This is a genomic window from Georgenia deserti (assembly GCF_042680605.1).
GTDB lineage: Bacteria > Actinomycetota > Actinomycetes > Actinomycetales > Actinomycetaceae > Allobogoriella > Allobogoriella deserti.
In genome coordinates, this window is sequence record NZ_JBHUEE010000002.1 from 132,218 (window position 1) to 145,357 (window position 13,140).

Below are 13,140 nucleotides of genomic sequence, written 5' to 3' on the forward strand. Positions count from 1 at the left end.
CCGTTCTCCTACCCGCTCCCCGACCTGCCCCTCTCCTACCCCGATCGGCCCTACTCGCCCACCGGCTCCTCACCGGCGGACACGGATGGGTCAGGGTCGCGGCGAGCGGAGCGCACCTGTGCCAGCACGAACCAGCCCAGCACACCGACCGCCACCCCCGACGCCCCGAGCGCGAGCGCCGGGGACCGGTCATAGAGTGCGCTGACCGCGGCGAACGCGACGAATCCGACGGTCGCATAGAGGAAGGCCCACAGCAGCGCCCCCACGGCCAGCGCCGGGACGTACCGCCGGCGGGGCATCTGGGCGACCCCGGCCGCCACGTTGACCAGCGTCTGGAACCCGACGGTGAGGAAGGAGATGCTGACGACGGGCGCGCCCCAGCGGCTCACGGCCCGGCGGGCGCGCCGGTACGCCGGGGTGCGCATGAGCCGCGCCACCCGCGTGCGGGCCGCGCCGAGTTCGACCGCGCGACCGAGCAGGTAGGTCAGGCCGCCGCGGAGGAAGGCGATGGCGAAGAGCGCGGCGACGGCGACCGGATAGGGCCATCCGGAGAACAGGCCACTCACCGGTGTCCGCCCTCTCGCACCCGGTCAGTCTAGGGTCGCGGTTTGTCGGCTCTCCACAACAGTGACCCCGGTAACACGCCTGGCTCCCGCAGCGATCGGTGGACATGCGACAACTACGCTGACGTCCGTGACCGCGCCGAACACCGACCGGCCCCGCGCCGAGCAACCAGCCAGCCCGACCCCGTCCACCCCGACGCCGCCTGCCGACGCCACCGCGGCGGCGGCAGACGCTGCGACGACCGCGGCGCCCACCTCCTCCACGGCGGCCAAGCTCGCCGACCTGGCCGAGCGGGTGGCCACGGGTCTGACCGCCCCGGCGCAGGCCGCGATCGACAAGCAGCACGGGCGCGGCAAGAAGTCCGCCCGCGAGCGCATCGAGGCCCTGCTCGACCCCGACTCGTTCGTCGAGCTGGACGCGTTCGCCACCCACCACTCGACGAACTTCGGGCTGGACAAACGCCGGATCCCCGGAGACGGCGTCGTCGTCGGATACGGCACCGTCGACGGACGGCAGGTCTGCGTCTACTCGCAGGACTTCACCGTCTTCGGCGGCTCCCTGGGCGAGACGCACGGGAGGAAGATCACCAAGGTCCAGGACATGGCGCTTCGTACCGGCGTCCCCCTCATCGGCATCTCCGACGGCGGTGGTGCGCGGATCCAGGAAGGCGTCGCGGCGTTGACCCAGTTCGCCGAGATCTTCCGCCGCAACGTCGCAGCCTCGGGGGTGGTCCCGCAGATCTCGCTCATCCTCGGCCCGAGCGCCGGCGGGGCGGTCTACTCCCCCGCGCTGACCGACTTCGTGGTCATGGCCGAGGGCACCTCCAACATGTTCATCACCGGACCGGACGTCATCAAGACGGTCACCGGCGAGGACGTGACGTTCGAGGAGCTCGGCGGAGCCGCCACGCACCATCAGCGTTCGGGCGTCGCCCACTACCAGGCCGCTGACGAGGACGACGCGATCGACTACGTCCGTGCCCTGCTCTCCTACCTGCCGGCGAACAACCTCTCCGACCCGCCGAACTGGCCCCACGACGTGCCGGCCGAGGTGACCGAGTCCGACGAGGAGCTGGACACCCTCGTGCCGGACTCGGACAACCAGCCCTACGACATGCGCACGGTCGTCGAGCACGTCGTCGACGACGGCGAGATCCTCGAGGTCCAGCCCGGGTACGCCGCCAACATCATCACCGCCTTCGGTCACGTCGAGGGCCGCCCGGTGGGCATCATCGCGAACCAGCCGCTGCAGATGGCGGGGACGCTGGACATCAGCGCCTCGGAGAAGGCAGCGCGGTTTGTGCGCACGTGCGATGCGTTCAACGTCCCGGTGCTGACGTTCGTCGACGTCCCGGGCTTCCTGCCGGGCACGGACCAGGAGTGGAACGGCATCATCCGGCGCGGCGCGAAGCTCATCTTCGCCTACGCCGAGGCCACGGTCCCGCTGGTCACCGTCATCACCCGCAAGGCCTACGGCGGCGCCTACATCGTCATGGGGTCGAAACAGCTCGGCGCCGACGTCAACCTCGCCTGGCCCACGGCTCAGATCGCGGTCATGGGCTCCTCCGGTGCGGTGAACATCCTCCAGCGCGGCGCACTGAAGAAGGTCGCCGACGAGGGTGGGGACGTCGAGGGCGAGCGCGCGCGGCTCGTCGCCGAGTACGAGGAGGCCCTCGTCAACCCGTGGGACGCCGCCGAGCGCGGGTACGTCGACGGCGTGATCGCCCCGTCCGAGACGCGGCTGCAGGTCACCAAGGCACTGCGGGCGCTGCGCACCAAGCGCGCGTCGTTGCCCGCCAAGAAGCACGGGAACATCCCACTGTGAGGAGCGGACTGAGCACGGAAGCCGCCCGGAGCGGTGGGACCGAGTCCCGGGAGGCACAGGCCGACAAGGAGGCACCGTGACACTGATGGACGCCGACGAGCGGCCGGTCTCGGCCGGCTCGCCTGCCGAGTGGTCCGGGGGCGGTCACGACGACGTCGTCGCCACCGCCCTGGGCGGACTGGATCCGGCCGGTCCGGCGACGCAGGCGGGCGGTGCACCGGCCGTCCGCGTGGTGCACGGCCGGCCCGACGAGGTCGAGCTCGCCGCACTCGTGGCCGGCATCGTGGCGGCGCGGACGCGCAGCGACGAGCTCGGCGGCATCCCGGACGAGTACGCGCCGTCCGTGATGAGCCGATGGACCGACCACGGCCGCCGGCTGGGGCTCGCCCCGCAGCCCGGCACGGGGTCCTGGCGGTGGTCCGCCCACCCCTGACCAGGTGTTGGAGCCGCGGCGGGAGGCCCCGGGTCGCGCTGGTAGCGTCCGTCCCGTCTCACGGGTCGCGACGGACAGGCAGGCGAGATGACCGCACTGAACGAGGAGAACCTCCCCCGGCTGGAGGGCACGGTCGCCGTCCCCTCCTACGACCGCAGCCGGCTGCGGGCCGGGATCGTCCACGTCGGTGTCGGCGGATTCCACCGCGCCCACCAGGCGATGTACCTCGACCGGCTGATGAACGAGGGCGAGGCGCTGGACTGGGCGATCTGCGGTGTCGGTGTCCTGCCCGGTGACGCCCGGATGCGCGACGCCCTGCGCGCGCAGGACGGCCTGTACACCCTCGTGCTCAAGCACCCGGACGGCACGTTCGAGCCCCGTGTGATCGGCTCGATCATCGAGTACCTGCTGGCCCCGGACGACCCCGAGGCCGTCATCGAGAAGATGGCCGCGCCCGAGGTGCGCATCATCTCCCTGACCGTGACCGAGGGCGGGTACAACATCCACCACGTCACCGGCGAGTTCGACGCCGCGAACCCCGCCGTCGTCGCCGACCTCGCCGACGGCGCGGTCCCCGCCACCTCCTTCGGGCTCATCACCGAGGCGCTGCGCCGCCGCCGCGACCGGGGCGTGGCCCCGGTGACCGTGATGAGCTGCGACAACATCCAGGGCAACGGGGACGTCGCCCGCCAGGTGTTCACCGCCTTCGCGCGGCTGAAGGATCCGGAGCTGGCCGCGTGGATCACCGAGCATGTCCCGTTCCCGAACTCGATGGTCGACCGCATCACCCCGGTCACCTCCGAGCAGGATCGCGCGATGGTGGCCGAGCGCTTCGGGATCGAGGACGCCTGGCCCGTGGTGGCAGAGCCCTTCACCCAGTGGGTGCTCGAGGACCGCTTCGCCTCCTCCCGTCCGTCCTACGAGGACACCGGGGTGCAGATCGTCGACGACGTCGAGCCGTACGAGCTGATGAAGCTGCGGCTGCTCAACGCCAGCCACCAGGCGCTGTGCTACCTCGGCCGCCTCAGCGGATACCGGTACGCGCACGAGGTCGCCCAGGACGAGGTCTTCGCCCGCTTCCTCCTCGACTACATGGACCGCGAGGCCACGACCACGCTGCAACCGGTCCCGGGCATCGACCTGGACGACTACAAACGCACCCTGATCGAGCGGTTCGCCAACCCGCACGTGCGCGACACCCTGGCACGCCTGTGCGCCGAGTCCTCCGACCGCATCCCCAAGTGGCTGCTGCCGGTAGTGCGCCACAACCTCGCCACCGACGGCGAGATCGTCCGGGCGGCCACCGTCGTGGCCGGCTGGGCGCGCTACGACGAGGGCGTGGACGAGCAGGGCGAGCCGATCGAGATCGTCGACCGGCTCGCCGAGCGGCTGCACGCCGCGGCACTCGCCCAGCGCGAGGACCCGCTGGCCTTCCTGCGCGATCGTGAGGTCTTCGGTGACCTCATCGAGGACGAGCGGTTCACCACGACGTACCGCGAAGCACTGGAATCGTTGCATCGCGACGGTGCCCACCGGACCGTCGAGCGCCTCCTCACCGCCTGAGCCGTCGCGGCTTCCGGCGCCCGGAACGGGCCCTACCGGCGCGCGGCGCGGCCTGTTAGCGTCACCACCGGCGCCTTGGCACGCCGGAACCGCTGCTAGTCTCGCAACCGGCGCCCCTTCCGCCACCCAGCGTTGTCCGGTGCCTCGATGACGAGGCCCTGACCGGAAGGAGGCCGCATGCCCACTCCACCCGGTCGCCGCCCGACGGACGGCACCTCCGGGAGCAGACGCCGTCGACGCACGGCCGTGGCCCTCGCCCTCTCCGCGGCCACCGCCCTGGCCGGATGTGCCGGCGCCGGAGCACTGCCCGGCAACACGGACGGCGAGCAGATCGTCGTCGCGATCGTCTCCAACCCGCAGATGCAGGACGCCATCGCGCTGCAGGATCACTTCCGTGCTGACCATCCCGGCATCGACGTGCGGTTCGTCTCACTGCCGGAGAACGAGGCCCGCGCGAAGATCACCGCATCGGTGGCCACCGGCGGCGGCGAGTTCGACGTCGTGATGATCTCCAACTACGAGACGCAGATGTGGGCGGAGAACGGCTGGATCGAGAACCTCCAGCCCTACGCCGACGCCACCGAGGGGTACGCGCCGGAGGACTTCGTCCCGAGCGTGCGCGAGGCGCTCTCGTACGACGGTGACCTCTACTCCGTCCCCTTCTACGGCGAGTCCTCCTTCCTGGCCTACCGCGAGGACATCTTCGACGAGCGCGGGATCGAGATGCCGCAGCGGCCGACCTGGGACCAGGTCCGTGAGCTCGCGGCCGAGTTGGACGAGGGCGACGACTTCGCCGGCATCTGCCTGCGCGGCCTGGCCGGGTGGGGCGAGAACATGGCTCCGATGTCGACGGTGATCAACACCTACGGCGGGCAGTGGTTCGACGAGGACTGGAACGCCCGGCTCGACTCGCCCGAGGTCCGCGAGGCGGTCGAGATGTACGTCGATACCGTCCGGCAGTACGGCGAGCCGGGCGCGGCGACGGCCGGCTTCGGCGACTGCCTGACCCGCTTCACCCAGGGGCAGGCGGCCATGTGGTACGACGCGACGTCGATGGTCTCCTCCGTCGAGGACCCGAACGCCTCGACCGTGGCCGGCGACGTGGGGTACGCGCCGGCGCCCGTGGCGCAGACGGAGGCGAGCGGCTGGCTGTACAGCTGGTCACTGGCCATCCCGACGACGTCCGAACGCAAGGACGCCGCCTGGGAGTTCATCTCCTGGATGACCCATCCGGACTACATGCGCCTGGTGGGCGAGGAACTGGGCTGGGAGCGCGTGCCGCCCGGGAGCCGCCTGTCCACCTACGAGATCCCCGAGTACGCCGAGGTCTCCTCCGCCTACGCCGAGGAGACCCTGCAGGCCATGGAGGAGGCGACCCAGGACAACACCATGGCCGCCCCGGTCCCCTACCCGGGCATCCAGTTCCTCGGCATTCCCGAGTTCCAGGATCTCGGTACGCGGGTAGGCCAGCAGATGTCCGCCGCGATCGCGGGCCAACGCAGCGTCGAGGAAGCTCTCGCCCAGTCGCAGCTGTACGCGGAGGCGGTCGCGGAGACCTACCAGGACGAGGCAGGAGGGTCACGATGACCGCGGCGGTCGCGACACCGGCGCACACCCGTTCCCCGCAGGACGCCCGAGCGGTGGCGCGCGCCGAGGGATGGCGCCGGCGGGCGCCGCTGCTGCCGGCGCTGATCTTCACCATCGTGGTGACCCAGGTGCCGTTCCTGGTGACGATCTGGTATTCGCTGCGCTCACGGAACCTGCTGCGGCCCGAGTCGGACCTCTTCGTCGGGTTCGACAACTATGTCCGGATCGCCCAGGACGCGACCTTCCGGCAGGCGGCGGCGAACTCCGTGGTGATCACCCTCGGCTGCGTGCTGGTGGCGATGCTGCTCGGGATCCTGCTCGCGCTGTTGCTGGACCGGCCGTTCGCCGGGCGCGGCCTCGCCCGCACGCTGCTCATCACCCCGTTCCTGCTCATGCCGGTGGCCAGTTCAGTGCTGTGGTCGGTGGCGATGCTCAACCCGACTTACGGCCTGCTGAACTGGACGCTCTCGCTCGTGGGGATCCCCTCCGTCGACTGGACCTCGACCTACCCGGTGGTCTCCATCCTCATGGCGCTGGTCTGGCAGTGGACGCCGTTCATGATGCTGCTCGTGCTCGCCGGCCTGCAGGCCCAGCCGCGCGACGTCCTCGAGGCGGCCGCGATGGACGGCGCCGGCTGGTGGCGCACCTTCGTCTCGATCACGCTGCCGCAGCTGCGGCGCTACATCGAGCTCGGGGTGCTGCTGGGGATCATCTACGTGGTCAACACGTTCGACCAGATCTACATCATGACGGCCGGCGGGCCGGGCACCGAGAGCGCCAACCTGCCCTTCTACATCTACCAACGCGCCTTCCTCGGCTTCGACATCGGTCAGGCCGCGGCGATGGGCGTCGTCGTCGTCATCGCCACCATCATCGTGGCGACGCTGGCACTGCGCCTCATCTTCCGCAGCTTCGACGTGAGGGAGTGACCATGTCCGCACAGACGTACACCGGACCACGTCGCCGCGGCGTGGGCGTGGCGCTGACCACCGTGACGTGGTTGCTCGCCCTGGCGTTCTTCTTCCCCGTCCTGTGGTTGGCGATGACCGCGTTCAAGCAGGAGAACCAGGCGTCCTCCAGCCCGCCGACGTGGGTGTTCACGCCCACACTCGATCAGTTCCGCGCCGTCATCGAGGGCGGGTCGGCGGTCTACGTCGGCAACTCGGCGATCGCGACCGGGGTCTCCACGCTACTGGTGCTCCTGCTCGGGATCCCGGCCTCGTACGCGTTGTCGATCCGGCCGGTCAAGCGCGTGAGCGACGTGCTGTTCTTCTTCATCTCCACCAAGATGCTCCCGGTCGTCGCCGTCATCGTGCCGATCTACGTCATCGCCGGGCAGCTGCGGGTGCTCGACAACATCTGGACCCTGGTGGTGCTGTACACCGCGATGAACCTGCCCATCGCGGTGTGGATGATGCGCTCGTTCTTCCAGGAGATCCCGGTCGAAGTGCTGGAGGCGGCCTCGATGGACGGCGCCGGACTGATGCGCACCCTGCGGTCGGTCCTGCTGCCCATGGTGGCGCCGGGGATCGCCGCGACAGCGCTGATCTGCGTGATCTTCGCGTGGAACGAGTTCTTCTTCGCGTTGAACCTCACGGCCTCCCGCGCTGCGACCGTGCCGCTGTTCATCACCTCGACGATGACCAGTGAGGGCCTGTTCCTGGCGCGGCTGTCCGCCGCCGCGATCCTGGCCTCCCTCCCGGTGATCCTGGCCGGATGGATCGCGCAGAAGCAGCTCGTGCGCGGGCTGTCCATGGGTGCCATCAAGTAGGCGAGCATCGAGGCCGGCCAGGCCCTTTCCCTGCCCTGCCCTGGGTGCCCTGCCACGCCATGCCACGCCACCGGTCCGTATGCGCGGTCAGCGCAACAACCGCTCCTCGGGGACCGCAAGGCCCACCGTCTCGCCGTCGACCGCGGCGATCTCATCACCGGCGACATACCGGCTGCCGCTGAACGGGCCGTGGGCGTCGACGCGCACGTACCCCGTGCGGGCCAGGTGCTCACGCGCCTGCTCCGGCAGATCGCTCCCGACGAGCGCCTCGGCGACGGCACCGAAGAACCCCTGGCGCGGCTCCTGCCCGGCCGGCGTCGCGGCCTTGGGATCTCCCATCCGTACCTCGCGCACGGTGCCCACGTCCGCACCATCGGCGTCACGGACCGACATACCCTCATGGACCTGGCTGATCAGGCTGTCGCTCACCATGTGCTCCCCCTCGAACGGTCACCGTCAGTCTCACCCGGGCGACCGATCGTCGCCACCGCGGCCAGCCGGTACCGGCCGCCGTCACACATCCCCGAGGCCGGCGTGTGGGCGCATGTCGCGTGCATGTCCAGGTCACGGCGCTAGGCTCGGCGCGTGAGCCAGATGTCCGCGCGCGCCAGCACACCGACCGACGCCGTCGCGGATGCATACGTCGAACGCCTGGCGGCACTCGATCCCCTCACCGCCACCGAACTGGGCCTGCCCGGTCACGACCACGAGCTGCCGGACCTCTCCCCGGACGGCATCGCCGCCCAGACGGAGCTGCACCGGGAGACCGTCCGCCGCCTGTCGCACACCCCGCCGGTGGACGACGTCGACGTGGTCACCCACGCTGCCATGCGGGAACGACTCGGCCTGCTCATCGAGCTCGCGGAGGCCGGCGAGCTGCAGCGCGAGCTCAACGTCATCGCCTCACCGCTCCAGTCCGTCCGCGAGGTCTTCGACCTCATGCCCACGGACACCGCGGAGGACTGGGCGACGATCGCCGCGCGTCTGGCCGCGGTGCCGGCCGCACTCGAGGGCTACGCCACCTCCCTGCGCGCTGCCCGCCGCGCGGGACACGTCGCGCCGTTGCGGCAGGTGCGGGCGTGCCTGCACCAGGCGGAGGAACTCGCCGACGCCGACTCCTCGTTCTTCACCGCGTTCACGACTCAGGCGCGTCCCGACGGCAACGTGCCACCGCCGTCGCTCGCCGCGGACCTCGCGCGCGGCGCCGCCGACGCCCGTCAGGCCTACGCCGATCTCGCCTGCGTGCTGAGCGAGGAGCTGGCTCCGGACGCACCGCGGCAGGACGCCGCGGACCGCGAGCGATACGAGCTGTGGTCCCGGTACTTCCTCGGCGCCGTTGTCGATCTCGACGAGACGTACGAGTGGGGTCTGGCCGAGTTGGAACGGATCGTCGCGGAGCAGCAGCAGGTCGCGGACGACCTGTACGGGTCCGGCACCGACATCACGGAGGCGATGGCGCGTCTGGACCAGGATCGCAGCCGCATGCTGCACGGCACGGACGCGCTCCGTGCGTGGATGCAGACGACGTCGGACGAGGCCGTCGCGGCGCTGGCCGGCACCCGGTTCGACATCCCAGACCCGGTCCGGCGCCTGGAGTGCCGGATCGCCCCGACGCAGACCGGCGGCATCTACTACACCGGGCCGAGCGCGGACTTCTCGCGGCCGGGCCGGATGTGGTGGTCGGTCCCGCCGGGCGTCACCGAGTTCGCCACCTGGCGCGAGAAGACCACCGTCTATCACGAGGGCGTGCCGGGCCATCACCTGCAGGTGGGGCAGACGGTCTATCGCTCCGAGCTGCTCAACCTCTGGCGCCGCCTCGCCTCCTGGGTCTCGGGGCACGGCGAGGGCTGGGCGTTGTACGCCGAACGCCTCATGGCCGACCTCGGATTCCTCGACGACCCGGGCGACCGGATGGGCATGCTGGACGGCCAGCGGCTGCGGGCCGCCCGCGTGGTCCTCGACATCGGTGTCCACCTGGGCAAGCCGGCACCGCAGCAGTGGGGCGGCGGGATCTGGGACGCGGACAAGGCGTGGCCGTTCCTGGCGGCGAACGCGAACATGGCCGAGGGCTTCCTGCGGTTCGAGCTCGATCGCTATCTCGGCTGGCCCGGCCAGGCGCCGAGCTACAAGATCGGCCAACGCCTGTGGGAGGAGATCCGCGACAGCGCCCGCGCCGACGCCGAGTCCCGCGGTGAGACGTTCGACCTCAAGGCCTTCCACCGGCGCGCGCTCGACCTGGGCTCGGTCGGTCTCGACGTGCTGCGGCAGGCGTTGGCCGGATGAGCGCACCCGTCCTGCTGCTCGCCTCCGCCTCACCCGCACGGCTGGCGACGCTCCGCAGCGCCGGCCTGGATCCGCAGGTGGCCGTCTCCGACGTCGACGAGCCGGCCGTCCTCGCCCGCGCCGCCGCCGCGGCCGAGGCCGCGGGCTCGGGGCCTGTCCCGGCCGCCGACCAGGTCCTGCTCCTGGCGCGTGCCAAGGCCGAGGACGTGCGCGGCCGCGCGCCGACCGTCGACGGCACGGCACCGACCGTGACCGTCGGCTGCGACTCCATGCTCGAGATGACCGCCGCCGACGGCGAGCGCGCCGTGGTCGGCAAGCCGGCCGACGTCGCGGAGGCGACGGCCCGCTGGCGCTCCATGCGGGGCCGGTCCGGCATCCTGCACACAGGCCACTGGTTGATCCGGGCCGACGGCGCGACAGCGGCAGCCACGTCGTCGACGACCGTGCACTTCGCCGACGTCACGGACGGCGAGATCGAGGCGTACGTGGCCACCGGCGAGCCGTTGCGGGTGGCCGGTGCGTTCACCGTCGACGGGCTCGGCGGCCCGTTCGTCCGGGGCATCGAGGGCGACCATCACGGCGTGGTGGGCCTGAGCCTGCCTCTGCTGCGGGAGCTGCTCGGCGATCTGGGCCTGGCGATCACCGACTTCTGGCGCGAACGCTGAGAGGCAGCCGACGCACCGGTGGCGCGGTAGCGTGAATGTATGCGCATACAGCACGCGGATCCGGTGGCGAGCACGGAAGCCGTCGTCGCCGGCGATCACTACCGGCTGACCGTGCTGACCGACGGGTTGATCCGCCTCGAGTTCTCCCCCGACGGGGCGTTCGAGGACCGCGCCTCGACCTTCGCGATCAACCGCCGACTTCCGGTCCCGGACTTCACGGTCTCCGACGCAGGCACGCACCTCGAACTGACGACGGCGCGTCTGCGTGTCACTTACGACCGGCAGCCCTTCTCCGCCAACGGCCTGAGCGTGGCCGTCCGCGGCCCGATCGACGCGGTCTGGCGCTACGGGCAGCCGTCGGACGACCTGGGCGGCACCGCCCGAACGCTCGACAACGCCGATGGCGCGGTCCCGCTGGGTCCGGGCGTGGCCGGGCGGCGCGGGATCGCCGTGATCGACGACTCGGAGTCCTTTCTCTTCGACGGCGAGTGGATCGGCACCCGCCGCCCCGGCCGTCTCGACGTGTACGTCTTCGCCTACGGCCGCGACGTCTCCGACGCACTGCAGGCCTTCTACGCCGTCTCGGGCCTCCCCCCGGTGTTGCCGCGGTACGCCCTCGGCAACTGGTGGAGCCGCTTCTATCCCTACACGACCGAGAGTTACCAGGAGGTCGTCCGGCGCTTCCGCTCGGAACAGGTGCCGATCTCGGTGAGCGTCATCGACATGGACTGGCACCTGACCGAGATCGACCCGGAGCACGGGGTGGGCTGGACCGGTTACACCTGGAACCAGGAGCTCTTCCCTGATCCGGAAGCGTTCCTGACGTGGCTGCACGATCAGGGGATGCGCGTCACGCTCAATCTGCACCCGGCCGAAGGGGTGCGTTCCTTCGAGGCCCCGTACCCGGCGATGGCCCGGGCACTGGGCCGCGAGCCCGACGGAACGCCGATCCCGTTCGACATCACAGACGCCCGCTTCGCCGAGGCGTACCTGGACATGCACCGTGATCTCGAGGCCCAGGGCGTGGACTTCTGGTGGATCGACTGGCAGCAGGGTGAGCACACGCGATTGGTGGGGGTCGATCCGTTGTGGGTCCTCAACCACCTGCATTTCATCGACTCGGCGCGAGATGAACGCCGTGGCCTGATCCTGTCCCGGTACGCCGGTCCGGGTTCGCACCGCTACCCGGTCGGCTTCTCCGGTGACACGGTCATCTCCTGGGACTCACTCGCCTTCCAGGTCGCGTTCACCGCAACCGCCGCCAACGTCGGGTACGGCTGGTGGAGCCACGACATCGGCGGGCATTTCGGGGGCGTACGCGACGACGAACTCACCACGCGATGGGTCCAGCTCGGCACTTTCTCCCCCGTCCTACGACTGCATTCGGGACGTAATCCGTTCCTGACGAAGGAGCCGTGGAGCTTCGAGGAACCGGTGCGCGGGGTGATCGACGACTTCCTCCGGCTCCGGCACCGCCTGGTGCCTTACCTGCACACGATGAACCACCGCGCGGCGTCCGGGACGCCACTGGTTCGCCCGCTCTACCATGCCCATCCGGGCACCACGGAGGCGTACGAGCGCTCCGACCAGTTCCTGTTCGGCTCGGAGGTCATGCTCGCCCCGATCACGAGCCCGCACGACGAGGTGACACAGCTCGGTTCGGTGCGGACCTGGCTACCGGAGGGCACCTGGGTCGACCTGCTCACCGAACTCGTCTACGACGGCGGCCGGGAGATCGTCATGCACCGGGACCTGGCGAGCGTGCCGGTCCTGGCGCCGGCGGGCGCGATCGTGCCGACCGACGGTGCCCGGTCGCTCGGCAACGAGCCGGTCAATCCCGAGCACGTCGAGGTTGTGGTCGTCGTCGGCGCAGACGGGGAATTCGTTCTCGTCGAGGACGACGACACGGCCGGCGGTGCGCTCGCCGGGACGACCATTCGATTCGACCAGGCCACCGGCCGACTGCGCATCGCGCCGCCGGAGGGCGAGACGTCCGTCCTCCCGCGGCGGCGAACCTGGACAGTGACGTTCCCGGCCCTGGCCGGGAACGTCGTGCAGGTCGAGATCGGCGGTGCGCAGGTGGACGGTTCACGGCTCGAGACTGCGTCCGACACAGCCCCTGTGCGCGGCGACACGGCCGGCCGGCTCGCTCCGGCAGCTCGGTGCTCGATCACCGTTCCCGACGTGCCGCTCACCTCCGGGGTGGTCGTCGATGTCGGCCCGTCCCCGGTCCTGCACGACAATCCGGTCGACGCCGAGCTGTTCCGCCGCATCGACCGTGCCCGGATCGGGCACGAGACGAAGAACCGGTTGTACCGCCTGCTCACCGCGCCGATCCCGGTGGCATCGCGGCTGTCGGGTATGCAGGCCCTCGGGCTGGCACCCGAGATGGTCAACGCGCTCAGCGAGGTCTTCCTCGCCCGGGCGTGAGCTCCGTCGGACCGGCCACA

The 13,140-nt window shown here is 70.7% G+C and carries 11 protein-coding genes; 9 read left to right on the forward strand and 2 right to left on the reverse strand.

The features are described 5' to 3' along the window. Positions 1-50 precede the first annotated feature (50 nt). Positions 51-566, reverse strand: a complete 516-nt coding sequence (locus ACFSE6_RS04295; RefSeq protein WP_388002519.1) for a DedA family protein — start codon at positions 564-566, stop codon at positions 51-53. 280 nt (positions 567-846) lie between these two features. On the opposite strand from ACFSE6_RS04295, the gene ACFSE6_RS04300 reads away from it, so the two are divergent. The 6 genes from ACFSE6_RS04300 (at position 847) to ACFSE6_RS04325 (ending at position 7,742) form a co-directional block, all read left to right on the forward strand. Beyond that, complete coding sequence (locus ACFSE6_RS04300) at positions 847-2,388, forward strand: acyl-CoA carboxylase subunit beta (RefSeq protein WP_388004000.1); 1,542 nt, start codon at positions 847-849, stop codon at positions 2,386-2,388. An 85-nt stretch (positions 2,389-2,473) separates the two neighbouring features. Next, on the forward strand, positions 2,474-2,821 hold the full coding sequence (locus ACFSE6_RS04305) for an acyl-CoA carboxylase subunit epsilon (RefSeq protein WP_388004003.1): 348 nt from the start codon (positions 2,474-2,476) through the stop codon (positions 2,819-2,821). Between the two features lie 87 nt (positions 2,822-2,908). Beyond that, a complete protein-coding gene (locus ACFSE6_RS04310) occupies positions 2,909-4,384 on the forward strand; it encodes a mannitol dehydrogenase family protein (RefSeq protein ID WP_388002522.1) in 1,476 nt (491 codons plus the stop codon). Between the two features lie 177 nt (positions 4,385-4,561). Continuing rightward, entirely contained in the window at positions 4,562-5,971 is a 1,410-nt protein-coding gene (locus ACFSE6_RS04315; RefSeq protein ID WP_388002525.1) for an ABC transporter substrate-binding protein, read from the forward strand. Then, on the forward strand, positions 5,968-6,900 hold the full coding sequence (locus ACFSE6_RS04320) for a carbohydrate ABC transporter permease (RefSeq protein WP_388002528.1): 933 nt from the start codon (positions 5,968-5,970) through the stop codon (positions 6,898-6,900). The genes ACFSE6_RS04315 and ACFSE6_RS04320 overlap by 4 nt, the downstream gene beginning before the upstream one ends. A gap of 2 nt (positions 6,901-6,902) precedes the next feature. Beyond that, positions 6,903-7,742, forward strand: a complete 840-nt coding sequence (locus ACFSE6_RS04325) for a carbohydrate ABC transporter permease (protein ID WP_388002531.1) — start codon at positions 6,903-6,905, stop codon at positions 7,740-7,742. A gap of 87 nt (positions 7,743-7,829) precedes the next feature. Here the strand turns inward: ACFSE6_RS04325 and ACFSE6_RS04330 are convergent, their stop codons facing one another. Further along, the gene (locus tag ACFSE6_RS04330) at positions 7,830-8,171 is read right to left on the reverse strand and encodes a hypothetical protein (RefSeq protein WP_388002534.1); all 342 of its coding nucleotides are present in this window, start codon (positions 8,169-8,171) and stop codon (positions 7,830-7,832) included. Positions 8,172-8,336: 165 nt separating this feature from the next. On the opposite strand from ACFSE6_RS04330, the gene ACFSE6_RS04335 reads away from it, so the two are divergent. Genes ACFSE6_RS04335 through ACFSE6_RS04345 form a run of 3 tightly spaced genes read left to right on the forward strand, consistent with a single transcriptional unit; the run spans position 8,337 to position 13,120 of the window. Further along, positions 8,337-10,025 carry a DUF885 domain-containing protein gene (locus tag ACFSE6_RS04335; RefSeq protein WP_388004006.1) on the forward strand — a complete coding sequence of 563 codons (1,689 nt, stop codon included), beginning with the start codon at positions 8,337-8,339 and terminating at the stop codon, positions 10,023-10,025. Continuing rightward, a complete protein-coding gene (locus tag ACFSE6_RS04340; protein ID WP_388002537.1) occupies positions 10,022-10,690 on the forward strand; it encodes a Maf family protein in 669 nt (222 codons plus the stop codon). Before ACFSE6_RS04335 ends, ACFSE6_RS04340 begins: the two co-directional genes overlap by 4 nt. A gap of 39 nt (positions 10,691-10,729) precedes the next feature. Continuing rightward, positions 10,730-13,120, forward strand: coding sequence for a glycoside hydrolase family 31 protein (locus ACFSE6_RS04345; RefSeq protein WP_388002540.1), 2,391 nt, complete (start codon positions 10,730-10,732; stop codon positions 13,118-13,120). The last annotated feature ends 20 nt before the right edge of the window (positions 13,121-13,140 follow it).